The organism is Pedosphaera parvula Ellin514 (assembly GCF_000172555.1).
In the GTDB taxonomy this organism is placed as follows: domain Bacteria; phylum Verrucomicrobiota; class Verrucomicrobiia; order Limisphaerales; family Pedosphaeraceae; genus Pedosphaera.
The window spans coordinates 1-25,188 of sequence record NZ_ABOX02000034.1 but is presented as its reverse complement, the minus strand read 5'-3'; the positions used below and the strand labels follow the sequence as shown (position 1 = coordinate 25,188).

Annotated in this window: 27 protein-coding genes; 15 read left to right on the top strand and 12 right to left on the bottom strand. The window is 51.6% G+C overall.

Annotation, left to right across the window (positions count from 1 at the left end):
* Positions 1 to 20: 20 nt before the first annotated feature.
* The 4 genes from CFLAV_RS21635 to CFLAV_RS36590 all read right to left on the bottom strand — a co-directional run bounded on the left by CFLAV_RS21635 (position 21) and on the right by CFLAV_RS36590 (position 1,875).
* On the bottom strand, positions 21 to 494 hold the full coding sequence (locus CFLAV_RS21635; RefSeq protein WP_007416971.1) for a hypothetical protein: 474 nt from the start codon (positions 492 to 494) through the stop codon (positions 21 to 23).
* Complete coding sequence (locus CFLAV_RS21630) at positions 491 to 805, bottom strand: hypothetical protein (RefSeq protein WP_007416970.1); 315 nt, start codon at positions 803 to 805, stop codon at positions 491 to 493. The genes CFLAV_RS21635 and CFLAV_RS21630 overlap by 4 nt, the downstream gene beginning before the upstream one ends.
* A 39-nt stretch (positions 806 to 844) precedes the next feature.
* The gene (locus tag CFLAV_RS21625) at positions 845 to 1,420 is read right to left on the bottom strand and encodes an RNA polymerase sigma factor (RefSeq protein WP_007416969.1); all 576 of its coding nucleotides are present in this window, start codon (positions 1,418 to 1,420) and stop codon (positions 845 to 847) included.
* Positions 1,421 to 1,671: 251 nt separating this feature from the next.
* Complete coding sequence (locus tag CFLAV_RS36590) at positions 1,672 to 1,875, bottom strand: hypothetical protein (protein WP_237712434.1); 204 nt, start codon at positions 1,873 to 1,875, stop codon at positions 1,672 to 1,674.
* A gap of 277 nt (positions 1,876 to 2,152) precedes the next feature.
* On the opposite strand from CFLAV_RS36590, the gene rpsU reads away from it, so the two are divergent.
* The 3 genes from rpsU to CFLAV_RS21605 all read left to right on the top strand — a co-directional run bounded on the left by rpsU (position 2,153) and on the right by CFLAV_RS21605 (position 4,749).
* Positions 2,153 to 2,350, top strand: coding sequence for a 30S ribosomal protein S21 (rpsU, locus tag CFLAV_RS21615; protein ID WP_040549733.1), 198 nt, complete (start codon positions 2,153 to 2,155; stop codon positions 2,348 to 2,350).
* Between the two features lie 66 nt (positions 2,351 to 2,416).
* A complete protein-coding gene (locus tag CFLAV_RS21610; RefSeq protein WP_007416967.1) occupies positions 2,417 to 3,331 on the top strand; it encodes a sugar phosphate isomerase/epimerase family protein in 915 nt (304 codons plus the stop codon).
* Between the two features lie 95 nt (positions 3,332 to 3,426).
* Entirely contained in the window at positions 3,427 to 4,749 is a 1,323-nt protein-coding gene (locus tag CFLAV_RS21605; protein ID WP_007416966.1) for a CCA tRNA nucleotidyltransferase, read from the top strand.
* A gap of 11 nt (positions 4,750 to 4,760) precedes the next feature.
* On the opposite strand, the gene CFLAV_RS21600 is transcribed toward CFLAV_RS21605, so the two are convergent.
* The gene (locus CFLAV_RS21600; RefSeq protein ID WP_007416965.1) at positions 4,761 to 5,330 is read right to left on the bottom strand and encodes a DUF1003 domain-containing protein; all 570 of its coding nucleotides are present in this window, start codon (positions 5,328 to 5,330) and stop codon (positions 4,761 to 4,763) included.
* Positions 5,331 to 5,624: 294 nt separating this feature from the next.
* On the opposite strand from CFLAV_RS21600, the gene CFLAV_RS21595 reads away from it, so the two are divergent.
* The gene (locus CFLAV_RS21595; protein WP_007416964.1) at positions 5,625 to 7,082 is read left to right on the top strand and encodes a sigma-54-dependent transcriptional regulator; all 1,458 of its coding nucleotides are present in this window, start codon (positions 5,625 to 5,627) and stop codon (positions 7,080 to 7,082) included.
* 73 nt (positions 7,083 to 7,155) lie between these two features.
* Entirely contained in the window at positions 7,156 to 7,986 is an 831-nt protein-coding gene (locus CFLAV_RS21590; RefSeq protein ID WP_007416963.1) for a glycosyltransferase, read from the top strand.
* Between the two features lie 58 nt (positions 7,987 to 8,044).
* Here the strand turns inward: CFLAV_RS21590 and CFLAV_RS21585 are convergent, their stop codons facing one another.
* The 3 genes from CFLAV_RS21585 to CFLAV_RS21575 form a co-directional block, all read right to left on the bottom strand.
* Entirely contained in the window at positions 8,045 to 9,304 is a 1,260-nt protein-coding gene (locus tag CFLAV_RS21585) for a lipopolysaccharide biosynthesis protein (protein ID WP_007416962.1), read from the bottom strand.
* 66 nt (positions 9,305 to 9,370) lie between these two features.
* On the bottom strand, positions 9,371 to 10,501 hold the full coding sequence (locus CFLAV_RS21580) for a M20 family metallopeptidase (RefSeq protein ID WP_007416961.1): 1,131 nt from the start codon (positions 10,499 to 10,501) through the stop codon (positions 9,371 to 9,373).
* A 145-nt stretch (positions 10,502 to 10,646) separates the two neighbouring features.
* Positions 10,647 to 11,612, bottom strand: coding sequence for an SDR family NAD(P)-dependent oxidoreductase (locus CFLAV_RS21575; protein WP_007416960.1), 966 nt, complete (start codon positions 11,610 to 11,612; stop codon positions 10,647 to 10,649).
* Between the two features lie 191 nt (positions 11,613 to 11,803).
* Here CFLAV_RS21575 and CFLAV_RS21570 point away from each other — a divergent pair, with 191 nt between their 5' ends.
* The 4 genes from CFLAV_RS21570 to CFLAV_RS21555 all read left to right on the top strand — a co-directional run bounded on the left by CFLAV_RS21570 (position 11,804) and on the right by CFLAV_RS21555 (position 14,955).
* A complete protein-coding gene (locus CFLAV_RS21570; RefSeq protein WP_040549749.1) occupies positions 11,804 to 12,694 on the top strand; it encodes a phosphoribosylaminoimidazolesuccinocarboxamide synthase in 891 nt (296 codons plus the stop codon).
* Between the two features lie 62 nt (positions 12,695 to 12,756).
* Positions 12,757 to 12,996 (top strand): addiction module protein, encoded by a 240-nt coding sequence (locus CFLAV_RS21565; RefSeq protein WP_040549731.1) that lies wholly within the window; start codon positions 12,757 to 12,759, stop codon positions 12,994 to 12,996.
* A 118-nt stretch (positions 12,997 to 13,114) separates the two neighbouring features.
* Positions 13,115 to 13,957 carry a HEAT repeat domain-containing protein gene (locus CFLAV_RS21560; protein ID WP_007416957.1) on the top strand — a complete coding sequence of 281 codons (843 nt, stop codon included), beginning with the start codon at positions 13,115 to 13,117 and terminating at the stop codon, positions 13,955 to 13,957.
* Between the two features lie 77 nt (positions 13,958 to 14,034).
* Complete coding sequence (locus CFLAV_RS21555; protein WP_007416956.1) at positions 14,035 to 14,955, top strand: tyrosine recombinase; 921 nt, start codon at positions 14,035 to 14,037, stop codon at positions 14,953 to 14,955.
* A gap of 7 nt (positions 14,956 to 14,962) precedes the next feature.
* On the opposite strand, the gene CFLAV_RS21550 is transcribed toward CFLAV_RS21555, so the two are convergent.
* The gene (locus CFLAV_RS21550; protein ID WP_007416955.1) at positions 14,963 to 15,262 is read right to left on the bottom strand and encodes a Dabb family protein; all 300 of its coding nucleotides are present in this window, start codon (positions 15,260 to 15,262) and stop codon (positions 14,963 to 14,965) included.
* A 37-nt stretch (positions 15,263 to 15,299) separates the two neighbouring features.
* Positions 15,300 to 16,412 carry a C39 family peptidase gene (locus tag CFLAV_RS21545; protein WP_050785906.1) on the bottom strand — a complete coding sequence of 371 codons (1,113 nt, stop codon included), beginning with the start codon at positions 16,410 to 16,412 and terminating at the stop codon, positions 15,300 to 15,302.
* Between the two features lie 115 nt (positions 16,413 to 16,527).
* On the opposite strand from CFLAV_RS21545, the gene CFLAV_RS21540 reads away from it, so the two are divergent.
* Both CFLAV_RS21540 and CFLAV_RS21535 read left to right on the top strand, forming a co-directional pair.
* Positions 16,528 to 17,361, top strand: coding sequence for a class I fructose-bisphosphate aldolase (locus CFLAV_RS21540; RefSeq protein ID WP_007416953.1), 834 nt, complete (start codon positions 16,528 to 16,530; stop codon positions 17,359 to 17,361).
* A 44-nt stretch (positions 17,362 to 17,405) separates the two neighbouring features.
* Positions 17,406 to 17,999 carry an ORF6N domain-containing protein gene (locus tag CFLAV_RS21535; protein ID WP_202796938.1) on the top strand — a complete coding sequence of 198 codons (594 nt, stop codon included), beginning with the start codon at positions 17,406 to 17,408 and terminating at the stop codon, positions 17,997 to 17,999.
* 161 nt (positions 18,000 to 18,160) lie between these two features.
* On the opposite strand, the gene CFLAV_RS21530 is transcribed toward CFLAV_RS21535, so the two are convergent.
* Positions 18,161 to 18,601, bottom strand: a complete 441-nt coding sequence (locus tag CFLAV_RS21530) for a hypothetical protein (RefSeq protein ID WP_202796937.1) — start codon at positions 18,599 to 18,601, stop codon at positions 18,161 to 18,163.
* A 181-nt stretch (positions 18,602 to 18,782) separates the two neighbouring features.
* Between CFLAV_RS21530 and CFLAV_RS21525 the strand changes: the two genes are divergently transcribed.
* From CFLAV_RS21525 to CFLAV_RS21505, 4 genes are all read left to right on the top strand, one after another.
* Positions 18,783 to 19,916: a Gfo/Idh/MocA family protein gene (locus CFLAV_RS21525; protein WP_040549747.1), complete on the top strand. Its 1,134-nt coding sequence runs from the start codon at positions 18,783 to 18,785 to the stop codon at positions 19,914 to 19,916.
* Positions 19,917 to 20,370: 454 nt separating this feature from the next.
* Positions 20,371 to 21,651, top strand: a complete 1,281-nt coding sequence (locus tag CFLAV_RS21515) for a phosphoribosylglycinamide synthetase C domain-containing protein (RefSeq protein WP_007416947.1) — start codon at positions 20,371 to 20,373, stop codon at positions 21,649 to 21,651.
* A 5-nt stretch (positions 21,652 to 21,656) separates the two neighbouring features.
* Positions 21,657 to 22,835 (top strand): alanine racemase, encoded by a 1,179-nt coding sequence (alr, locus tag CFLAV_RS21510; RefSeq protein WP_007416946.1) that lies wholly within the window; start codon positions 21,657 to 21,659, stop codon positions 22,833 to 22,835.
* Between the two features lie 9 nt (positions 22,836 to 22,844).
* Positions 22,845 to 23,666 (top strand): hypothetical protein, encoded by an 822-nt coding sequence (locus CFLAV_RS21505; protein ID WP_007416945.1) that lies wholly within the window; start codon positions 22,845 to 22,847, stop codon positions 23,664 to 23,666.
* Here the strand turns inward: CFLAV_RS21505 and CFLAV_RS21500 are convergent.
* Positions 23,629 to 25,188, bottom strand: a 1,560-nt coding sequence (locus CFLAV_RS21500; RefSeq protein ID WP_007416944.1) for a neutral/alkaline non-lysosomal ceramidase N-terminal domain-containing protein, incomplete at its 5' end; no start/stop codon positions are given. The genes CFLAV_RS21505 and CFLAV_RS21500 overlap by 38 nt on opposite strands.

Genomic DNA, 25,188 nt, shown 5'->3' with positions numbered 1-25,188 from the left:
GTTGCTGGGGGGCTGAGGAATTACTGATTGGTAACAGCGCTGTTCGTTGCAGGCGAGTTCGTTGAAATCTCTGCAGTATTGGTGCCAGGATGATGCTGTTTGTCATCCTGCTTTTTAGGGTGGGGTTTGACAAGTTCATCGAACTTCTTGCGCTGTTCCGGCGTGAGCTCGTCGCGCAGTTCGCTGCGCACCCGTTGCGATTCCTTGTTCATCTGCGGAGCAATTGGTTTCCATAACGCTTTCGTGCGCTCCTGACCATCGATGATGATTTTCTCGAGACGATCGTGTTGCTCGGGGGTGAGGTTCAACTCGCGATCCATGCGATGCAGCAGCTCGCGATTATGCTGCTGCCAGGGTGTGACTGCCTGCACGGAAAGGGGTTTGATCTTTTTCTGGTCCTTGATGCGAACGACGTGGTTCACCAGCAAACCACCGGTAACCACGCCCGCTCCAAAAATAACCAGAGTGGCGAGAATGACCTTCCAGATTTTCACCAAGTTTCTCCAGCCTGATCAGCCGACGGGTTATCGACTGCTGCAAAGAGCGTCTTTTCGACGTCCTGAGAGAGGCTGTCCTGGTTATTCGAAGGGGCGTAAAAGGACAAGGCGGTGATGATGAGCATGAACGCCACGCAAAGCATGGCCGAGCGGACCAGCGCGCGTGACCAAAAGCTCCAGGGATCGGCTGCCGCATGGCCCGTCAAGTGGGCCATGATACGCTGTTCAAAAGCATAAGGCACATGGTCGCCCGGCTGGTCAGCGCGGGCGGCGGCAATCAATTTGCGGTTAAGTTCTGAAAGATTCATAGGCCTGCTCTTAATCAGACGCCGTCAGCGGCGTGTGGGTTACAGATACTTATCTTTTACGAGTTTTGCCAGACACTTTTTCATCTCAGCCCGGGCGCGAAAGGCACGGACTTTTACCAATGGCACTGACCAGCCGGTCAGCACGGCAATTTCTTTGACCGACTTTTCTTCAATCTCCAAAAGAGTAATGATAAGCCGCGCGGGGGGAGAAAGTTGTTCCAGCACGCGTGCGACCAGGGCCTTCGCTGCCGCGGCGTTTTCTTCGGCTTTTTCCGGTTCAGCGACAAAATGATCCAGCCAGTTTTCCTCCGGCTCGGTCAGCTCAGAAAAAGCCATTTCGCGGTTGCGCTTGTGCCCGCGCAGGAAATCGTAACAGGTGCGCACCGTCAGGCGCATGAGCCAATGTTCAAAAGGGGCATCGCCGCGAAAACTGCTGAGTTTCTGGAACGATTTGAGCCAGACCTCCTGGACGATGTCCTCAATTTCGCTTTCCCGTCGGGCGTAACGCCGGGCGGTGGCGAAAACGCGCGGCGAATACTTTTTGATCAGAGGCTCAAAGCTTGCGGCATCACCCTTCAGCACTGCGGCGATGAGTTCCGCATCGGTCGATTCCATTTGTTAAGCACGGACTATTGCAAAGAGTTGCTGAAGACTAAAGACAAAAGCCGGAGGATGAAAACAGAGGCGGTGGCTTTTGAACTCAATGAAAAGGTTAGTTAGCCCGCTCACATAAACGAATAGACGAAGATAATTTGCGGCAAGTTACCATGAGATTTGAAAAGAGGACCGTTTTCAAGCCTGTTTAAGTTGCAAGTTGCTCAATGCAAATATTTTAAATGAAAATCTGAGGCGAAAAATGTGGGGTTTTAGCCGCGGGTAATTTTAAATGCGTTTTCGAATTCGGTGGTGAACTTATTCAGGGCAGCCGTGATTTTGGGCGGTTGCTCGCAGAGCGTGACCATCATTCTTTCCGCCATATGTGGTTTATGCCGAATGAGTTCAGTTGCTGCCATCATCAAGGAAAGATGGTTATTGATATCGTGTTTCAGGATTGAAAGCTTCTGATTCATCTCTTCGACTTGCTGTACAGAAAATGTTATCGGCTCACTGGGCAAACGCATCCACCACGATGTGCATAAAAGGGGTGGAAGGCAAGCCGCTTTACTACGATGATGTAGGATAGGTAGGAAGCAGGCACCGTGTGAAAATGCCAACAAATGTGTAAAATAATGGTTTTTGCCGGTTGACACATGGGCCGCATGAAAATAACCTGCTCAGCCTGACTTAAGAGGAACGTCCGCCATTTGGTGGACGTACCCAAGGTCTCCAGAGAGGATGTGAGTTGAGTTGACAGAGATTAGACTGAAAAAAGGCGAACCCGTTGAAAAGGCCCTGCGTCGATTGAAGAAGAAAATCGATCGCGAAGGCACCCTTAAGGTTGTACGCAACCATCGGCATTTTGAAAAGCCGAGCGAACGCAAACGCCGTAAGATGAAAGCCGCCCGGTTCTCCGCCATGCTGAGCGCCCGTTACGCGGACTTGTAATCGTTTTGAATTGTCATAGCCGGATGCGGTCAAAGAAATGATCGCATTCGGTTTTTGTTTTTACCTATGTATTCGCTTTCCAGCTGTTGGAATTCTCATCGACACACCGATGGCCGCGTGATGTTGCGCGAAATTCGCGACCTTGGTTTTGAGTATGCGGAACTCAGCCACGGCACACGCATCAGCCTTTTGCCCGGCGCCATCGAAGCGGTGGAAGCGGGCGAGATTAAGATTTCCAGTCTCCACAATTTTTGTCCGCTGCCCATTGGGATAAATCATTCGGCGCCTAATTTATTTAAATTTTCCGCATACAAACCGATGGAGCGCGAAAATGCGCTTCGTTACACGCGCAAAACCATCGAGATGGCAGCGAAACTCAAAGCTCCTCTCGTCGTGCTGCATTACGGCGCCATCGAGATGAAGGATTACACCGACAAATTGATCGAGATGGTCGGTCGTGGCGACAAGGAAACCTCCAAATATCAAAAGCTATGCGACGAAGTCATGCGCAAGCGTGAGGGCATCAAGGAGGAATTTATCGAACGGGCCAATGAAGTTCTGCACAAGCTTTTGCCCGAGGCGGAGAATCTTGGCGTGAAGTTAGGCATCGAAAATCGCGAAGCCGTCGAAGAATTGCCGCTCGAGCACGATTATCATTTTTTGTTCAAGGAATTCACCAGCCCGAACATCGTTTACTGGCACGATACCGGCCATGCGCAAATCAAGGAGAACCTCGGGTTCATCCATCACCTCATGCATTTGGAATCGCAACGCGAGCGCCTCTTTGGTTTCCATATTCATGACGTGCAATTTCCCGGTCGCGACCACTGCGAGCCCGGCACTGGCACCGTCGATTTCAAAGCGCTTAAGCCGCTGGTGAAACCCGAGCACATCAAGGTTTTTGAATTCAGCCCCGGCCTGACCGTGGAGGAAGTCAAACGCGGCGTCGTGCACGTGAAGAATATTTGGGGGACGGAATAAGAGAGGGGAGTTGCTTTTGCTCCGGCCATTTGGTAAGAGTAACTCCTGCGCTGAGAGAGCCGGGTCCTTTTCCAAGGAGATAGTTCACTGTTTGTATGACATTACGTGAAACAGCTACAGAATTGGTGCGCCGTTTACAGACGGCGGGCTTTGACGCGTACTGGGTGGGCGGGTGTGTGCGCGATTACTTTCTCGGACGCGAGCCGAAGGATTTTGACGTTGCCACGAACGCGGTACCGGAGCAGGTCGAGAGAATCTTTCAACGCACCATTCCCGTAGGCCGGAAGTTTGGGGTATTGATCGTTCTCGAAAAGGGTTTTGAGTTTCAGATAGCCACCTTCCGCGCGGAATCCGATTACCAGGATGGCCGTCATCCCGAGCAGGTCACTTTTGGCGACCCGAAAGCCGATGCCAGCCGTCGTGATTTCACGATCAACGGTCTTTTTTACGATCCAGTCAATGATGTGCTGCACGATTGGGTGGGGGGGGAAGTTGATCTGAAAGCAAAAGTCTTGCGCACCATTGGAGAGCCAGCCGAACGTTTTGCCGAAGATCATCTGCGTTTACTCCGGGCGGTGCGTTTTGCCGCGCAACTTAATTTCCAAATCGAAGCAAAAACCTTTGCGGCCATGGTGGCCAATGCGCCCAAGATCAAAACCATCAGCGCCGAACGCATTCGCGAAGAGTTGATGAAGGTGTTTCGTCCGCCGCACGCAGCACGCGGATTGGACCTGTTGCGTGAAAGCGGCTTGCTCGAACAGGTGCTGCCTGAAATTGCCGCGACCATTACCTGCGAGCAAACGCCGGATTATCATCCGGAAGGAAGCGTTTATAATCATGTTCGTTTGATGCTGTCCCAGTTGCCGGAGGATGCTTCACCGGAATTGCCGTGGGCAGTTTTGTTGCACGATGTAGCCAAGCCGGTGACGGCATCCCGAGATCCCGAAACGGGAAGCATCCATTTTTATGGCCACGAAAAGGTGGGCGCTGAAATGGCCGAAGTGCTGCTGCAACGCCTGAAGTTTCCGCGCAAGGAGACGGATGAAATTGTGGCCGCCGTGCTCTATCACATGCAGTTCAAGGATGTGCCGAACATGCGGAAGTCGACGTTGCGTCGCATGATCATGCGGGAAACTTTTCCGCTGGAACTGGCGCTGCACCGTTTGGATTGCCTCGGCTCACACCGGATGTTGGATCACTATGATTTCATGGTGGAACAGGAGCGGGAACTGGAGAAGAAGCCCGAAATTTTGCCGCCGTTGCTGAATGGCAACGATCTAATGGCACTTGGTATGCAACCTGGTCCAGCCATGGGTGAATTGCTCACGGAATTGCGCGATAAACAGTTGCAGGAGGAGTTGAAAACGAGCGACGAAGCACGCGAGTGGGTTTTGGAAAAGCTGAAAACGAAGCCTTAACCATAGGTGCTTTATTCCCGGGAACTTCGCTCTTCGAACTCAAATCGTTTCTGATTTTCATCAATGGTATCGAGGACCTTTTCCGGCTTCACATCCCGGGCCAGTTCGTTCAGCTCAGGATTATGTGATTCCTCAATTCCCATTTGTTTGGCCATGGCGGTGACCAGTTGAATAAGTCGCGTGACTTCGTGTTCTGCCAGCAAGCTGGTCTGCAAGTCCAGGTCGGCTCGCTTGTCAGCGATGGCTGCCATGCGATTTTGGGTGATGAGAACAAAGGTGGATAGAAAAATGGCTTCCACTGAAGCCACCATGGCAAGGATCACAAACGTGGGATCGAATTTCGGGATAAAAGGTATCCACCCAAGATTGATGACGATCCACAAGCCATAAATGACCAGGTGAATATAAACGAAAAGCATGCTGCCTGTGAATCTTGTAATGGTGTCCGCAAGCCAGTCCTGCCATCCTTTGCGCCGTTCTTCCGCCTGTCTTCGAGCCAATAGGGCGCGAATGTTGCGTTGGACCACCTGGGCCATTTCGGATGGATATGGTTCCTGTTTTTGTTCAGTTCTAGAAATCATTCACTCTTGAAAAAAGTCTAGTTCAGATTTTGGTCTGGCGCAGGTGGGTTCGAAAACGGACTTGGGCGACCCTTGGAAGGCAAAATTTTTTTGATCTCAAGTGGTTAAAAAACTACAGCAACACTTTGTGAGAATCGGATGAGGAATAGACAATTTCCCCAGTTCCTCGCCTCCCAACCGTCAGAATGTGGAAAAAAGTGGTCATAACTATCCTTGGTGGTTAATTAAATACAATTCAGAGCGGCTAGTTTTCATTCGACTTTCTCACAAACTTAGTAAACATTCCGATTCAGCATGGCTAAACTGTTGTTAATCGATGACGAAGCGGATGTGCAATATTCCTTTCGCCGAATCTTTGATTCCCCCGAAATAGAACTCACCACGGCTGCCAGTGGTGAAGAAGGTTTGAAACTGCTCCCGAGGGTCAAACCCGATCTTGTGATAATGGACATCCGCATGGGTGGCATCACCGGTCTGGAAACGTTGCGGCGCATTCGCCAGATTGATACCAAAGTGTTGGTCATCCTTATGACTGCTTATGGCACCACTCAGACGGCCATCGAAGCCATGAAGCTGGGTGCCTACGATTATTTGCTCAAACCGTTCGACGTTCCCAAGCTTAAGGAAATCGTTCAGGGCGCGTTAAAGACCGCACGCGATATGCGGCAGGTGGTTTCCTATCAGCCGTTGCTGGAAACAGAGGATTACGAGCTGGGCATCGTGGGCCGAAGCGAGCCGATGCAGAAGGTTTTCAAGTTGATCGGTCAACTTGCGGCTTCTGACGCCACTGCCTTGATTACCGGGGAAAGCGGGACCGGAAAAGAATTGGTGGCAAGAGCGATTTATCATCACAGTGAGCGGGCGGCAAAACCGTTCCTGGCGATCAACTGCGCAGCTATTCCCGAGCAACTGCTCGAGAGTGAATTGTTTGGTCATGAAAAGGGTGCTTTCACGAGTGCCAACAACCAGCGAATTGGTCGGTTTGAACAGTGCCATCAAGGCACCATTTTTCTAGATGAAATCGGTGACATGACGCCGGCCACCCAAACGAAGATTTTGCGCGTCCTGCAATCTGGCACCTTCGAGCGTGTCGGCGGCAATCAACCCATTCATGTGGATGTGCGGGTCATCGCAGCCACCAACAAGCCGCTGGAACAGGCGGTGGCGGCACGACAATTTCGCGAAGACCTCTTTTATCGGTTGAACGTCGTTCGAATCCAATTGCCGGCACTGCGTGAGCGTCCTGAGGATATCCGCCTGTTGGTAAATTATTTCCTCAAAAAATTTGCGCACGACCAACAGGGTCAGCCGAAGTCGATTGCCGGAGGAGCCCTGAAGATCCTCGAAAAATATCATTGGCCTGGCAATGTGCGCGAATTGGAGAATGCCATTCAACGGGCCGTGGTTGTGGCCAAAGGCGACGTCATTTTGCCGGCTGACCTGCCACCTGAGATAAACGATCCCGGTTCTGCCGCCACCACCGTGGTTCCTTCACCCGGCACCACCCCGGCAGCCGGTGGGGAGGAAGGACTCACTGAGATGGGGTCCGTGGCCAGGATGCTCTTTCGTTGGGCCAAAAAGGATCCCAAATTGAAGATTATTCCCGCGGTGGAACGCGAGTTGATCATCCATGCATTGCAGGAAACCAAGGGGAACCAGGTGCATGCCTCAAAACTGCTTGGGATTACGCGTGCGACGCTCCGCAAGCGAGTGGAAAAATTCGGTATCAGGAAGGAACTCAACATCGTTTAGCCGGATTTGGCAGGATAAAAAATTCAAGATGCTTGTCCTTTGCATTTACGGAGTTCTCTGTTAAACGAATCGCGTGCCCGAGCAAGCGCCCAGCCTGTTATTGCTGATTCCAGCTTACAACGAAGAGCACCGGATCGAACCGGTGCTTGTGCAGTTTGCTGAATACTTCCAGAAGAATTATCCCGGCCCATTCCAACTCGTAGTGGTTTTAAATGGATGTCGCGACAATACATTGGGGGTGGTGCAAAGGGTCAGGGAAAAGTATCCCTCAGTCAGCGCCCTGGAGTTTGCCGAACCGATTGGCAAGGGTGGCGCCTTGATTGAAGGTCTCAAGCTCGCGCCACTGGCCGACTTGATCGGCTACGTTGATGCGGATGGAGCGACTGGTCCGAAGGCTTTTCACGATCTGGTGAAGCGGTGGCCGGAGGCGCAATGTGTCATTGGTTCACGCTGGTTGCCCGGGGCTGTGCTTCATCAATCTCAATCAGGCCGGCGGCAGTTCGCCAGCCGAGTGTTCCACCTCATCGTGCAATCATTTTTCTGGATGAACATTCGCGACACGCAATGTGGTGCCAAGGTGATGCGTCGTACGGCAGTCGAGACGGTTCATCCCTCGTTGCGCATCGCCGACATGGCTTTCGACATCAATCTGCTTTACAGCCTGAAGCGGGCTGGTTTCACCATTCTTGAGGTGCCAACGGAATGGACAGATAAAATTGGTTCGAAAGTGACCTTGGGCAAGACCTCGCTTACCATGCTGTTGTCGGTTATCCGATTGCGGTTGTTTTACTCGCCATTTTATAAATTGTTGCGTCCATTCAGTCCATTGGAAGCATGGGTTTATAAAAAGCTGAGAGCACCCAGACCATTGCCCGGACCGAGGGACGGCAAACGCGAACTTTGATTGGGCCGCTTCGTTGATTACTTCAGAGGCACGCGACGCATTTCGTTGGGTCGAACCGCTATTCAGCTGCTGCGATCTTTGACCTATCCTTCGGCACCCAGGTAAACAGGGCGCAAATAGCGAGAAAAATCAGGCTGAAAATGCCAAACGTCTGGATCACCTGTTTGAAGTCGGCATGATAATGTTGCAGGGCGATCCAATAGCCGACAGCAGTGGCGACCAAAAAAGGAGCAACCTTGAAACGTGAGTGGGCCATGAGGTTGTTGAGCAGAACGTTCGCCACGGCCAAAGGAATCATGCAAGCGCCAAAAAGTGGAATAAGCGGGATGATCGAGACAAAATCAGGAAAAAAGCGCTTGATAAGCAGAGGGCCTACAATGGAGAGTCCAATCACAGAGAGGATCCCTATTATTATGGTTCCAAGCAGAGTCATTCCCAACAAGTTGGTCTTTTGCGACCGCGCAGCGCTATGCACCAGCTTCGGAAACATAACGGCAGCCAAAGGGGCGATGAGAAGAATGATCGCTCTTGCCATCGTGCCTCCGAAAACATAAGGCGCTGCCTGACCATCGGCGCCCAAATAATTCTGGACGACAATGGCATCCGCGCTAAACAGAAATTGGAAAGCTCCGCAGCCAAGTGTCAAAGGCAAAACCCGCCGCAACCAGGCACCGGCCTGAAATGGGGCGCTGGTTTCTTTCCATATTAGATCAAGATTTTGCCAGGCCCCGGTGGATACCGCAGCTATAAATCCGATAAGAACGCCGGCCATAATTCCAGCCGCCAAACCGTGGAGCAGGGTAACAACAACCACCACGATCCCAAATCTCCCGACGCCGTTAAAGATGGCGGTCCAGCCCAGCCAAAGAAAATTTTGTCGCCCCTGTAACAATCCTTGAAATATTGGAAACCATACTGCAGCCAGGCCAATCACAACGGTCAGCCAAAAGGCTGCGGGGTTGGAGAGTTTCAGGGCGGCAATAAAAGTACGGTGTCCCAATACGGCAACCACTGCCATGGCCAGCCAGATAACAAAAGTCCAGAGCAGCACAGCCCGCACGGTGCCAACCAACTGTCTTCTTTGTTCTGGATTCACCACGGCTGAAGCTTGCTGGGCAAATACCATCTGCAAACCGATACCGGGAATTTGCATCCAGACCAGAACCTGGAACAGGACTCCCATCGCACTGTATTCCTGTTTGGGAAGTACTTTGGCAAACCCGTGAATCAGAGCCATGAACACCCCGCTCATCACGGTGGCAATCATCATCCAGCCGCTTTGCCGGAAGAAGGTCGATTTATGGAAAGCTTCGGTCATCGGCGGCGAATCTACTGTTTGTTCAGCAAGCATGAAGAGGGGAGTTTAATTGATAAGGAGTCTGTTTCAAGGCAGTGATTTAAGAAACTTAACCATCAAATCCTTGCCGCGCTCGAGTGATTGCAGGGAAATCCATTCATCCGCCGTATGGGCTTGGGCGATGTCGCCCGGTCCAAATACGATACTCGGAATTCCCCCATGTGCCAGAACCGAGGCATCACAGAAGTAATCGACTCCTTGAGGCTTCCTTTGACCGAGGACCCGTAGAAATTGTTGTACCAGCGGGAGTTTGCTGCTGGTTTCCATGGGAAGACAAGGTGAAGCTTTCGTATTGCCGAGCGTTGCCATCAGGTTGTGCTGCTTGAGCAGCGCCTGAATTTCGCGCCATACGCTTGCATCCGTTTCGCCGGGCAAGGTCCTGCGATCCAAAGTGATGGAGCAGTAGGAAGGAACAATATTGGCCTGCACACCGCCTTGGATGGTGCCGACATTGATGGTCGCATTGCCAAGCAGTGGGTGCTTACGTTTGCGCAGCTGTGCGGCGTATTTCGTTTCCAGCAGATCCACTATTCTGGCCATTGCATGCACAGCGTTTTTGCCCAGCTCAGGGCATGAGCCGTGGGCTGCTTTGCCATGGGTTTCGAGTTTAAGCCAAAGATTTCCTTTGTGGGCAGTGACCAATTGTAACAGGGTGGGTTCGCCGACAATGGCGAGATCGGCCTTGAAGCCTTTTTCAGCAAAAGCGTGCGAGCCGCCCTGACCGGCTTCCTCGTCGATCAACCCCAAAAAATTGATTTCCGTGTGTGCAGGCCGAACTTTGCCTTCGGCCAATTCAAAGATAGCAGTGAGCATGGCCGCTGCCGAGCCTTTGGTATCGCAAGCTCCACGTCCGTAAAGCCGGCCATTCTTGATAGCCGGAACCAGTTGATCTTCCGAAGCGACATCGACGGTATCCAAATGCGGAGCCAGCAAGATGCGTTGCCGAACCTCTCCGGTAGGGGACAATTGCGCAATCAGATTGCATCTCTGCGGAAACACCTGCTGCTGGTCCACGTCCAAACCGGCCTTGGCAGCGGTTGCGGTCAGGAAATCAACCACGCGGTGTTCGCCAGAGCGAGGATGTCCGGCTGGCAAAAAAGCAGGATTCACGCTCGGTAGCGCGATTAATTCTGCAAGTAACTTTTGTGTCCGCGTCATGTGGTCCAAAACTCCAAACCCACCCAACTATGACCGTCAATCAGGTAAGTTCAAAGCTGAAAGTCATTTGACACGGAATAAAGGAAAAGGTTCCCGAACTGAGACGGAATTCTTACAAGCTTTTGCGAGCGAACAACTTGCAATGTTAAAATTCTCTGCCTGCGGTTGCCTGCCTGAACCAATCTACGAAAAGTGGAATGCCTTGCTCAATTTTCACTTTCGGAGCGTAATTCAGAAGTTGATGGGATTTAGTGATATCCGCATAAGTAAGTGGAACATCACCGGGTTGGGCAGGGTGGCGCTGGATAATCGCTTTTTTGCCCAAAGATTGCTCCAGCACTTCAATCAGTCGGCTCAAATTTACCGTTTCTGAACCGCCCAGGTTGAAAATTTCGTAAGTAAACTTCCGCTCGGTACACGCAACCACCCCATCCACTATGTCGCTGATGTAGGTATAATCACGTGCCGTGGAACCATCGCCATAAACTGGGATCGGTTTTCCAGTTGTGATCAGCTTCGCGAACTTATGAATAGCCAGATCGGGGCGTTGGCGCGGACCATAGACGGTAAAAAAGCGGAGCATGGAAACATCCATACCATAAACGTGATGATAAACATGTCCAAGCGCTTCGCAGGCGAGCTTGCTGGCGGCATAGGGTGAGATGACGGAAAAGACCGGGTCGCTCTCCGCAAAAGGAATTTTCCTATTCACTCCATACACAGAGGAGGAGGAGGCAATGAGCACTTTTTTTACCCCATGCCGACGCGCGGCTTCCAGGATGTTCACAGTGCCCTCGACATTTACCTGCTGGAAAAATTCCGGTTCATCCAAGCTGGGCCTCACGCCGGCGCGGGCGGCGAGATGAATCACCTGGTCAAACTGCACTTCCTTGAAAACGTTGCCAACGATTCTGGCATCTGACAGTTCACCCAAGACGAACTTGAATGGTTTTCCAAGGGCGGCGACTTCGCGCAGGTTGCTCTCCTTTACGGCCGGGCTGTAGAATGGATTCAGATCGTCCAAGGCCCAAACGGAATGACCGGACTGCAACAATCGCTCGCATACATGCGAACCGATGAAGCCCGCACCACCCGTCACTAAAAAATTCATGGTAATAATGATGATATGCAGGATCGAAAGTTCAAGGTTCAAAGTTGCTTAACGTGTTGCGTGTTGCGTGTTGCGTGTTGCGTGTTGCGTGTTATGGCTCGGATCGGTTGGAGGCACTGAAACCTTCCTGCTCGTCCCGCCGTGAACTTTAAACTTTGAACTTTCCACCTTGAACTTATATTTCCCCTGTGTTGAACGAGCCTCTTCTACAACTTGATTTGCCCGGCATCCGCAAACTTAAAAGCGGCAAGGTCCGTGAAGTATTTGATTTGGGTGACCGCCTGCTGTTCGTGGCCACGGACCGCATTTCCGCTTTTGACTGCATCATGCCGAATGGCATCCCGCGCAAAGGCGAGGTCCTGACGCAAATTTCCTATTTCTGGTTCGATCAGATGGCATCGTTTCAGCCGAACCATTTGCTTTCCAAGCCGAATGATTCTCTGCCCATCCTGTTGCAACCTTACGCTGCGCAATTGGCGGGCCGCTGCATGATCGTGAAAAAAGCGCAACCGCTCGCCATTGAATGCGTGGTGCGCGGTTATCTCGCCGGCTCGGGCTGGAAGGAATACCAGGAACGGCAGACCGTGTGCGGCATCAAACTCCCGGCAGGTTTGAAGGAATCGTCAGAATTGCCTGAACCGATTTTTACGCCGGCCACCAAGGCGGAATCCGGGCACGACGAGAATATTTCGTTTGAAGAAGCCTCCAAATTGGTCGGCAGCGACATCGCTGAGAAGGCACGCTCGGCGAGCATGAAGATTTACAAGTTCGCCCGCGAATATGCCCGGCAACGCGGGATCATCATTGCTGATACCAAATTCGAGTTTGGCCTGTTCGATGATGAACTGCTGCTGATCGATGAAGTGCTGACCCCTGATTCCTCCCGCTTCTGGCCCGCAGATCAATATCAGCCAGGTCGCAGCCAGCCGAGTTTTGATAAACAATTCGTGCGTGATTACCTCGAAACGTTGGATTGGGACAAAACACCACCTGCGCCCAAATTGCCGCCTGAGGTGGTGGAAAAATCGCAGGCGAAGTATTTGGATGCATACCATCGCCTGACTGGACAATTGTTAGGCTAAAGAAATAAAGTCGAAGCGTCCATTATTTGACTCTTAAGGCTATCGTAACAAGTTTGAAACTGATGTCTCCCTCGCTAAAAGCAATCAAACGGCAAGCCCTTGAGCTAACTCCAGAAGAGAGAGAAATGCTTGCGAATCATCTTTTGCGCAGTCTGAACGACGCGCCCTTGAGTTCGATGGATGAGCTTTGGGTAAACGAGGCTGAGCGTCGCTATCAACATTTTAAGGCGGGAATGACGGAGGCAATTCCGGAAGATAAAATTTTTTCGCAAATCCGCGAGGAATTGAGATGGCCAACCTAAATTACGATTGCTGCAGAATATGAACCCAGGCTGAGGCTGGTCACTACCCGGATGGGCGTGGGCGAATTTCTATGAAACTTTTGACGGAACTTTGTGCAATCCCAAGAGTTTAACCACTATGGCACCCGTTCATAGAAAAACCGCCCGTTTGGTTTTTATTATTGTTCTGGCAGTCCTCGTTTTGTTTTTTCTTGTTCTTCACCGCGGCGGTACCCCTGAACCTGTTTACAATGGAAAATCGCTTACGGAATGGCTGGAGAACTTCAGTCCTGACGCTATTCGGGCCATAGGCACCAACGGGATCCCCACACTCCTGAATTTGCTTCGCCGCAAAGATTCCGGTCTCCAGAAGCGTTTTATTATGCTTTCGGAGAAACCAGCCCTCTTTCGATTTCGAAAGTATTCGCCGTTTCGATTATATTCGGCAGATTTTTATCGTGCGAATGCGGGCTCTGCATTCTGTATGTTAGGGCCCGTGGCCAAGGATGCCGTGCCTGAACTGAGTGAATTATTGAATGACGAAGATTACTCCATTCGAAAGCATGCAATGCTCGCCATGAGTGGGATTGGGACTGAAATGGTCGTGCTTCCTTATACACACGCTCTTACCAACGATAGCCGGGAGGTGCGATCGATGGCTGCTGCTCAGTTGGGCTGGGGAGCACAGACGGCCAAAAAGAAAGCCGCAAAGGCAATTGCTTCCCCAAGCACGGAATCGGCGGAACCATGGAAGTGCTACCTCATGAACTCCAAAACCATTGTATCTTCACTCGTGGCAGCCTTAAAAGATCCTGACCCTGACGTCCGGGAGGGAGCGATCTACTCGCTCGGACGCATTGGCTTGGAACCAGAACTGGCGCTTCCCGCCTTAAGTGCTGAACTGCAGGATAAGGATGCAAAAATGCGCAAAGCTGCTGCCCGTGCGCTCAAGGGCTTTGGAGATGATGCGAGCTGGCAATAGGTTGGAAAATGTTGCCCAAAAAAGCTGTGAACACCGACAATAAATCAAAGAAAAATTAATCTGGATTTTAATTACTGATGCAAACCCTGGTCGAAGATTTTTTGCAATATCTGCGTCACGAGCGCGGACAATCCGAACACACGCAGAAGACCTACGCGGCATTGCTGGGGAAATTTCTTAACTGGGCGCAAATTCAGAAATTAACGGACTGGAAGGAGGTGGAGTTGAAGCATCTCACCGCCTTCCTGATGTTCGAACGCGAACGGCTAGTGGAGGTGAAAGAAGGGCAGAGTCCGCGTAAGCTGAGTTCGGAAAGTGTTTACCTTGAAATCGCAGCACTTCGAGCCTTTTACAAATTCGCCGAGAACGAAAAGATTCTGCCGCTGAATATTGCAGAAAGCCTTTCCCTGCCGCGCCGGTGGAAGCGATTGCCCAAGGCATTGTCAGACCTTGAAATTACGCAATTGCTAACGCTTGAGATTCCGGAAACGCCCCGGACGCTCGGCGATCAGGCTGTTTTGGAGCTGGCTTATGCTTCAGGCCTGCGCCTGGCCGAGTTGCGCAACATCCGCATGGAACAACTGCATTTGGAAGTCGGGTTCATCAACGTCATTGGCAAGGGCAATAAGGAGCGTGTTGTGCCAGTGGGCAGCAAGGCGGTTCAGGCTTTGCAACGCTACCTTGAGTCCGGTCGCCCCAAGCTTGTTACTCCACGTTCACCAGCAAATGTGTTTCTGACGATGCGTGGAACACCCTTTGCCGCCGTGACACTCTGGAAGCGGATCAAGGACCGGGTCAAGCGCTCGGGCGTTGCGCGCAATGTGACGCCGCATATGCTGCGTCACAGCTTTGCCACGCACTTGCTGGAGCATGGCGCGGATTTGCGCGTGATTCAGGAATTACTCGGCCATGCCAATATCAGCACGACCGAGATCTACACGCATGTGAGCGGCAGCCGTCTTCGCGAGGTCCACCGGAAATTTCACCCTCGCGGCTAGCGGTCGATTATTCGAAGTCGTAAACCACGACTTTCTTGCAGTTGGGCTTGAACGCTTTCTCGATGAATTCGACGTGCAAGGGATGCACCTGGTAATCATCCTGCGTCTTCTTATCGGGAAACACCAGGTTCAATGCGACTTGATAGGTCTGATCTACAACCGGCCGATGACTGCCGACCATCTTGCCAATGTGGAATTGCAGGACACCCGGGATGGGCTTCAGATATTTATTCGCGCCGGCAATCAATTCATCGGTGGATTTGGGATTGGCAGGGTCGGTCCAAAAGATAACGACGTGTGAGAACATGTTGGTTGATTAAGGTTTGATTTAAAAGTTGTGAAGATCAGTTGCTGTGATCCCAATGATTGAATGGGTCCTTCGGAATCTGTGCAGTTTCGGGATAGACAAGGTAGACCGCATTCTTGGATTTCTTCCATGCTTTGACAAAGTTTTCACGAGTGTAAACACGGCGGGCGCGCAGGTTCCGCTTCACTGAAACCCCGGGATCGTTCACTACCACATCTCCCTTTTCATCGAATCCCACGCAAACGATCAGATGGCCATTGTCCGGACCGATGGTGCGATTGCTGACGATATAAGAAGAAACGGAGACGATGACTGGGATGCCAGCGGCAATCCAATCCTCCACTTCGGCTACGTCATCCATACGTGTCACATAAGCGCGAAAGCCGGAATAGCTTCCCGCGTAGGCGGTATTAAAAGGCCAATTTCCAGTGCCATCCAGGCCCTGGTCAAATATGGCATGAGCTGTTTCAGGAACCGTGTGGTTCAATTCGGGGCGATTTAATTTATCGCTCCAATAAGCCAGATCCATGGAAAGTGAAGTGGGGCTGCACCAGCCATCGCCACCTTCGTAATCATTTTGCCGACGCTCGGGGACTTCCACCACCTTGCCCCAGGCAGACTTGTTTGGTTTCAATGCGACCGGCTGCACCTGGCTGTTGCAAAAGGAGAGACCGAGGTATTTGACTGCGGCAGTCGGGTCTCCTCCGCCCATGGTGATGCGGATTTGTACTTTGGAGGCCGGCTTTTTCAGGATAAGGGTGTCGATGCTCACCGTGCCGTCAGCGTCGCCTTGCTTGTTCACACTTTCGCGTGGGAAATGGTCGGTATCGTCCGACCACCGGCTCATGGTGTAGTATTTGGTGATGTGGTCCGGGCATATGGCGCGAGCCTCCATTTTCAGATGCACTCCCTTGAGCACATTCCACGAAACAACCAGTTCATCCCAATCAATGGGCGCCTTGATTTCCGGGGAGATCAGGACCACTTCATTGCTGGCTCCGGAGGATTTTGTAAATTTTGTGATGTCCTTCAGTCCCATATAACTGCAGCGGTTGCGCGCCGCATCCGTGGAGGTTGCTGCGTCTGCGAGGCAAAAACTGGCTGGCAAAATGAGTGTCAAAAACCCAAATATAAGCGTGCGGAGTTGCATAAAATTATGATGTTTTCTGACGCGGTCGCGGCCTTTTGAATTCACGGAGGGAAAAATTAGCATGGACGCCGCGCAAAGGAAATGATTAACAGAACGAGACTTCTAACGAACGAATATGAAAATTTACCGCCTGAATCGTCTCTTCAACGCCAAATCCAATCGTTGCTTCGACGTCGCCGTGGATCACGGCTTCTTTAATGAACTCGGGTTTCTGCAGGGAATCGAGAACCTCGAGAAGTCTGTGCAAACCCTGGTCGCCGCCGCGCCGGACGCCATCCAGCTTACTGTTGGCCAGGCTCACTACCTGCAATCACTGCCCGGCAAGGAGAAGCCAGCCCTGGTATTGCGCACCGACGTCGCCAACGTGTATGGCTCGCAACTGCCCCGCACGCTCTTCAGCCGTATGATCGAGCAGCCGGTGGAACAGGCGTTGCGTTTGGACGCAACGTGTGTGGTTGTGAACCTGTTCCGCATTCCCGAGCAACCGGAGGTAAGCGACCAATGCATCCAGAACATTCTTAAAATAAAACCGGAGTGTGATCGCATCGGCATGCCCCTCATGATTGAGCCGCTGGTCTTCCAGTCGAACCAGAAGGCGGGTGGCTACATGGTTGATGGCGATCTGGATAAAATTCTGCCGCTGGTGAGGCAGGCTGTGGAACTCGGCGCGGACATCATCAAAGCCGATCCTACCGACGACGTGAGTTTGTATAATAAAGTGGTGGAGATTGCCGGTCGTATTCCAGTCCTCGTGCGTGGCGGTGGCAAGGCGCCTGACAAGGAAATCCTTGAGCGCACTGAAAAACTTATCCAACAGGGTGTTGCCGGCATTGTTTATGGCCGCAATATCATCCAGCACGCTGATCCCGCTGGCATGACACGGGCCTTGATGGCTATCGTGCATGATGGAGCGAAGGCGGCGGAAGCGGCTAAATTTATTAAGAGCTGAATCTGGTTTAGAGGTTTTAAATCCAAGTAAATTAACTCGAACTCGTGAAAAAGAACAAACTCACTTTGGCAAATGGTGATTTGGGAACGATGATTCAGGTCATTCGCGGGGAACGCGTCATTTTGGATACCGACCTGGCAAAGGTATATGGGGTTCCTACTTTCCGGTTCAACGAAGCGATAAAAAGAAATCGCAGCCGATTTCCGGCTGATTTCCTCTTCCAACTCACCCGGGAGGAGCAGGAAGCTTTGACATCGCAAAATACGATGTCAAAGCCGACAAGGGGTGGACGCCGAACTTTGCCTTATGCGTTTACCGAGCATGGTGCATTAATGGCGGCGAATATTTTAAAAAGCCAGAGGGCCGTCGCCATGAGCGTTTTTGTGGTTCGCGCATTTGTCAAGATGCGGGACCTGCTCACGAATAACAAATTGCTCGCCGAAAAGCTTTCAGCCCTGGAGCACCAATTGACAGACCGCCTGGATGACCATGAGAGGGCTATCCTTCAAATATTGGAAGAGATTAAGGATTTGGCGCAGTTGCCAAATGAAACAGACGGGAAGCCGCGCGAAATTGGATTCCACGTAAAAGACTCCACCGGAAAGGCGTTAAAAAAGGTTAAAGGAGTTCGCTTATAGTTGGATAAGTTTCAACGCCATTGAAGAGCCGGATTAATTGCAGAATTTGAGAGGGGCGGAGACATTGATCAAAGAGGACATAAAGTTTTTTCATGCTGCCTCCTTTAAGCGAAGACGGTGAGCGGGATTCCCCATTCGGCTCACCGTCTTCCATGCTTCCCTCACCCATGCACTGGTCTCACGAAGCCTTGTGGCACCGCCGGGGGTGTTCGCCTTTGCAGATTCGCGCGGCGGCGCATCTTCGAGAACGCAAAGAGATTGAAGAAGTGCATGATCCCCAACACCACCAGCACCATGCCCACCTTGCTGCTTAACGTTTCAAGGGCGGTTTGTGCGTCGGTGGCCTTATCGCCGTATTTTAGTGCCAGGGTAACAAAACCAATATTGATGAGATAAAATCCCACCACCAGCAGGTGATTTACAGAATCGGCCAACGGTTCGTTGCCCAAAAAGCTGTCGACGAGAAAGATGCGGCCATTTTTGTGCAAGGTCCTGGCCACCCAGACGGTGAGGCCGACGCTGATTGCGAGATAGGCCAGATAGGTCCAGACCGTCGCAAGCGGATTTCCTGCCGTTTCCATTGTTGCCAATATAGGTTTCATAGTTTGCCTTTTTCGTTACTGAATTTAGTAAGTTCTGTCGTTACAGAAATAACATACATATCAGCAAAACGGGTGGCAAGCATAATCAGGTTAATATTTTACTGGCTTGGGAATTCAGCCAAAAATGTTGCCCGACGGGAGCACTGAACATATGCTTCGGCTTTTCAGCATTTTGGAATTTATGAAACAAAAGATGCGTTTGGGAATTATCGGTGGCGGTTTGATGGGACGCGAGGCTGCCAGTGCGTTCGGTCGCTGGTTTGTGCTGGAGAATTTTCCAGTGCAGGCGGAACTCGTGGCCGTTTGCGATTTGCAGGACAAACTGCTGGAATGGTTCAAGCAAGTGCCGACAGTCAAGTTGCTCACCAAGGATCATCAGGAGTTGTTGCGCTCACCCGATGTCGATGTGGTCTATGTGGCGGTGCCGCACAATTTGCATGAAAAGCTGTACCTCGATGTGCTGAATTCCGGCAAAGATCTGCTGGCCGAGAAGCCGTTTGGCATTGACCTGAATGCGTCGAAGACAATTCATGAAGCGGTCAGGAAGTCTGGTCGTTTTGTGCGGTGCAGCAGTGAATTTCCGTTCCTGCCCGGAGCGCAACGCGCCATGCAATATGTGCACTCTGGAAAGATCGGGCGCATCATGGAAATCCGTTCCGGTTTCTGGCACGCCAGCGACATGGACCCGAACAAAGCAGTCAATTGGAAGCGCCAGAACAAAACCAACGGCGAAATTGGCGTCATGGGCGATTTGGGAATGCATGTCGTGCATGTGCCCTTCCGCATGGGTTGGAAACCGTTGCGCGTGTATGCGCAATTGCAGAAGGTTTACACCCAACGTCCGGATGGCAAAGGTGGCATGGCTCCCTGCGACACCTGGGACAATGCGATGCTGCATACGGAAGTTTTGATCAATAACGAGGAAGTCCCCATGCGTCTGGAGATGAAGCGCCTCGCTCCCGGTGAAATGAACACCTGGTTCATCGAGGTATTGGGCACGGAGGGCGGCGTTCGTTTCAGCACCAAGGACCCCAAGACATTGTGGATATTCGAGCGTGGCAAGGAGCAGATTTGGCAAAAGATTGATTTAGGATATCAGATGCCATTTCAAACCATCACTGGCGGCATCTTCGAAGTTGGCTTTCCAGATTGTTTCCTGCAAATGTGGGCGGCTTACGCGGCGGAACGGGCAGGGGAACTGGGAACACGGTTTGGTTGCGCGACGCCGGAGGAAGCGGTGCTCAGTCATGAGTTGTTCGCTGCCGCACTCGAGTCGCACACTCAGAAGAAAGTGGTTTCACTGGCAAGAGCATAATCCAACTCCAGCTTCAACTTAAAGGAACGGGTCTTCTGAACGGAAGACCCGTTTTTCTTTTGTGTGCCGGACCAATCTCATTGGCTTCCTTTGTGATCAAGGCGGACGCATCTAAATGCGTTCTCCCTTCAGAATGTTTGCCGCCGCACCATTTCTCTCGACACGGGGTATAACTGCTTTTAAAATACCCTTATTGCCCGATTTCAATAAGGGTATTTTCTTGTGCATCACGCCAGTTCGTTTAATTATTTTGTCCAGGGCCGTTTCAATTGCTGACGCATTAGCCGTGGCAGGCTTTCGGAGTTGCGGCAATTCGCGATTTTCGCCGGATTGCGGCGGCATTAAGATGCGTCTGGCCTCCCTTGTAATCGCGCTGACTCCCTTTATGTTAAAATAACAAAAATAGAGTGTTTAATAGTCGAGGCGGAGTGCCGCCCAGAAAGAATCGCACCGAATGACAAAGAAATCCGCCTCTTCAATCAATTCACCTTCGGTGATGGTCTTGGGGGTCGGAGCATTTGCCTACAGCGCAACGCAGATTTTAAAGGACGATGGTGCAGACGTTTCCACCTATCTCACGCGGAACTATGCTCATTACCCTCCGTCCATCGCGGGGCCAGCCTACTCTCGCGAACAGTTTCCCAATCCCAACCAGTTGATACAGGAGAAGCGCATTCATCTCGTTGTGCCGATGTCAATTGATTGGGCTCTGGCTCCCTGGGCAAAGGAGCTGATGGATTCCAAGGCACTGATTTTTGGTCCGACCGGCGATGGAATGAAAATTGAGCGGGAGCGCGATTTTGCCCGCAAGCTGTGCCATCAATTCAAAATTCCATTTCCCAAGGCGTATGTCGCATCCAATCGGTTGGAAGCGGAATCGATTCTGGAGAAACACCCGCATCCATACGTCATCAAGAACCCGCTTTGTTCACCGACGAGTCCGATTCACACCATCCTGTGCGAAACGATCGAAGATACGCGCTCCTGGTTAAGAAACGTTGATTATGCAGAAGGTGTGTTTTTGCAGGAGTACATGGGACGGGCTGAAGCCGGGCATATCGCATTGATAAGCCATGGAGAAATTTATTCGCTCGTCACGAACCAGGAATACAAGCGAGCGTTCAACGGGAACATGGGCGTGGTGGCAGGTGCACCGCTAGGAGGTTTGGTGGAGCGCGATCCGGATGACAAATACGGCCTCGCACGCGAACTCATTCGTCCCTTGCTTCCGTGGTTGCGTGAGGTCGATTATCACGGTCCCATTCAAGTTACGGCCGTGCGGCGGGATAATAAATGGCATGTCATCGAATATAACATCCGCATCGGGGTGACCTCCGGTGCAATGATTTTACGGATGCTGGAGAATCCCTTTGAGGTGCTATTAAAGACTGCACAAAATAAAAAACTGGAGATTCAGTTTAAGCGCGATTTGAACTTTGGCTGTTCCATTACGTTGGCGGGTTATGGTTATCCCTATGTACACGTCAACGGGCCATTATTGCCGATCGAGAGAGCAGGGCCATTTGATTGTGATGTCTGGTGGAACGAAGTAACCGGTGATCACGAAGGGAGGCTCTTTTCGGCGGGTCATCGGATTTGCGATGTGATCGCACTGAGTGCATCCTTGGAGGAGGCCGTTCAGAAGGCGTACTCAAATATTCGAAAAATACGAAGCCTGGGAAGCTATTTCCGGACTGATATCGGGCAAAGCCTTTGGCCTCCCGGTAATATTTAAACGAAATGAGTTCAAACGTAGTTCACGAAACGCATTCAGAAACAGTGCAATCGGGTCGGCCAATCGACAGGCCGCGCCGGCCTGCCTGGATTGAAATTGACCTAAAACAGCTTCGACGCAATTACGAAGTGATCAACCGGGAGAAAACGAAAGGTCTAAAACTTCTTTTGGTCGTCAAGGATGAGGCCTATGGGCATGGCGGGTTGAAAGTCGCGAAGGCAGCGCTCGAAGCCGGGGTGGAGTTTCTGTCGTTGAGCAATCTGGATGAGGCCATGGCCCTGCGCGGTGGCGGCATCGATACCCGCATCCTGCTCCTCGGCGAACGACAGGATGAAGAACTGCCATGGTGTGTGGCCCAAAACCTGACCTGTTGTGTGGATTCACAGGAGGTGGTCCTTAAGTTGGGGAAACTGGCGGAGAAAGTGGGCAGGCCCGTTCCGGTGCATCTGAAAATTAATACCGGCATGAATCGTTACGGAGTCCGTTGGACTGAAGCTTTGGCGTTGGTGGAATTCATTCTGTCCACGAAGTCGCTCCAGTTCGAAGGAGTGTTGAGTCACTTCGCCATGTCGGATGAATTGGACAAAACCTTTGCCAATTTGCAACTCGAGCGTTTCAAGATGGTTTTGGCGGAATTGGCAGATAAAAGCATCCATGTGAAGTATCGGCATATCTGCAACAGTGGCGGGTTCCTCGATTTGCCGCAGGCTCACTTCGATATGGTGCGGATCGGTCTGTTGCAGTACGGCGTTTATCCTTCACAGGTATGTCGACGTATCCCGGGCATTGCACCGGTAATGTCGGTGAAGGCCAGGATTGCGGCTTTCCAAAACATCGAAGCTGAGGATGTGGTTGGCTATGGAATGCGATACAAGGCCCCATCGCCGCGACGGATCGGTGTGATTCCCATAGGCTATGGCGACGGATATCCACGCATCCGTAATGAAGGTTATGTGCTCATTCGAGGACGACGCGCGCCGCTGGTGGGCGGAGTGGCGATGGATGCCATCATGGTGGATGTGACAGACGTTCCGGAAGCGCAACTTTGGGAAGAGATCGTGCTGATGGGGCGGCAAGGCGATGAGGAAATTTCCGTGCATGACGTGGCCCGATGGAAGAACTCAGTGTCCTACGATATTCTCACTGGATGGCGTGCTCGCCTGCCACGGATTTACCTGTCATAGTAGCGCTGCATGAAGCTGCTGTTTTCCGAGCACAAAGCCGACCACGGGCATTATATCTATTCGTATGCCATCTGGGCCTTTCCCGAAGCGGGAGAGACTCCGGCTGATTTGTTCAATCAAGGTTTTCTTCCTTCGTCCCGCAACCTCGACCGTTTTTATCTTTGCCGGCAATTGAGGGTCAATCTGGGGAAGTTCACGCCTTCCTCTGAAAACCGGCGTGTTCTGCGCAAAGGGGAAGGAATTATCTTTGAGCTTATTCCCCGGGAAAAGTTTGATTACACGCCGAAGCGCCGGGAGTTCTGCAAGCAGTATGCCGATGCTCGATTTGGGAAGGAAGTCATGGGCTATGAGCGATTGGATTCACTGTTCAATAACAAGGTGACCTCACATGTGCTGCTATTTACCGACGCCAGCACGGGCGCGGAACTTGGGATTGTGACACTCTATCTGGAGGGAAAAAAACTCGCGTTTTATTCCTATGCTTTTTACGACTTGAACTACTTCAATAAAAGCCTGGGCCTGCACATGATGACCACGGCGGTAAATCATTTCGCGGATAATGGTTTTGAGTTCATTCATCTGGGCTCCTGTTATTCGCAGAGTTCTCTTTACAAGACGCAGTTTGACGGTGTGGAATTTTTCAACGGGGTGAGATGGTCCGGCGACCTGAAAGAGTTGAAATACCTGCTCGAAAGAGAGACGAAGGAGGTGACCCAGCATCTGCTTGAGAGTGAAGAATACCGTCGACTCTTCCACGAGGGCGGATTGGACAAACTTGTCGTTGCAAGTGGTTTTAGCGTTCCGATTGTAAGTGGGAAAGAGAAGTCATAACAGTGTCAAAAATTTTAGTGGAAGCATCCACTTCGAGATAGCTGGAGCGGGCACGCCAGGTTTCGTATCCACCGAGCTTGTGCTGTTCCGGCGTGGGGAGATAGCCGTTCCAACCGTTCGCAAGCGAGATGGTGAAGGTGGGCTTGAAGGGGCTTTTCTCTTTAATGGCGAGGCCCGTTTCGGCAAAGACTTCACATGGGATGCCGACGATGGCGAGGTCGCCAATTTTAATAGTTTGAAGAATCAAAGGCACGTGTTGTGGATAATCCTTCAGCAAAATGGTTTCGCGCGCGTAGATTTCCTGAGGTGTTTTCAAATCTTTCATGTCGCCTGTCTTGGTTAAAATGGTTTTGGCACGGTCGATTTCTTCCTCGCTGGGATGGCGCACGCCGAGGTTAATTTCACTCTGGAGCATCTGGAGCGGAACCCAATCCTGGTATTGTAAGGTTTTGTAAACGCTGTAGACCTCGTTGGCGACCGCATCAGCCACGAGATGAATCTGGCCGAAGGGTGGCAATTGTTTGTGTGGATGGCGAAAATCGATGTTGTTGATGTTGCCGCTGGTGCCATTGGACATGATGGCGACGAAATCGGGATCAAGATGTTCCGCGCTGATGAGTTGAGTGATGCGTTCGGCGAAAGCGCCATAATAATCCGCTGAGATAACGCCGTCCGGCACACCACCAACATAGTGCAGAGAGTAATTTGCCAGCAGAGCGATCGGGCGGCCTTCGGGTGATTGAACTGAAAGGAAGGTGATGCCGGGATCGGTTGGCCCAGCAGGTTCCAGGAGGTTGGGATTCGCAACTGGCGGGTTCATTTTTACTTCATCCGTTCCGCCGAAGGGATTGGCGAGGACCGCACCTGGTTTCATCTTCCAACGTCGATTGAAAACCTGATTGGTTTCGTTGGCGATGCCCCAGGCGATTTTTGCGGGAGCGAGGTTATTGATGGCCCGGTGGACACCATCAGCAATGCGCGGGATCAAAAAGTGAATGTATTCAGGATCGGCTTCGCTCTGAAAAATACTGGCACTGGCAGCAGCAGAATGGCTGTGGGTAGAGGAGATCAGGATATGGTCGGCGGGCAAACCCGTTTGCTCATGGATAAGGCGTTTGGCTTGATCGAAGATTTCCCGTTTGATGAGACAGCTATCCACAACGACAAAAGCAAGCCGGGTTTCGCCATTATCCAATACCAGGCAGCGGGCATGCAATTCATCGTGGACGTGCGTGGCCTTGGTGTCGTGGAAGTTGCCATTGATGGAGACACCCAGCTTCGGGGTGATATTGCTGGTTGCTGCGCCAGCACGGAGCTGTTTCTTTGGCGCAGGCGCGGTGGTTCTGGAGGTCTCGGCGGGCAGACCGGTTGCCTGCAACGCGATAACGAAAGAGAGTAGAATGAGCCAGATGGCTCTGTGGCAAAGGCACTTGGACATGAACTGATATTCACTGCAGTGCAAGCGACTGTAAAGTCCGACCTTTTTTGTAATCGCTTGAAACGAGCTTTTGCTAAACAATGT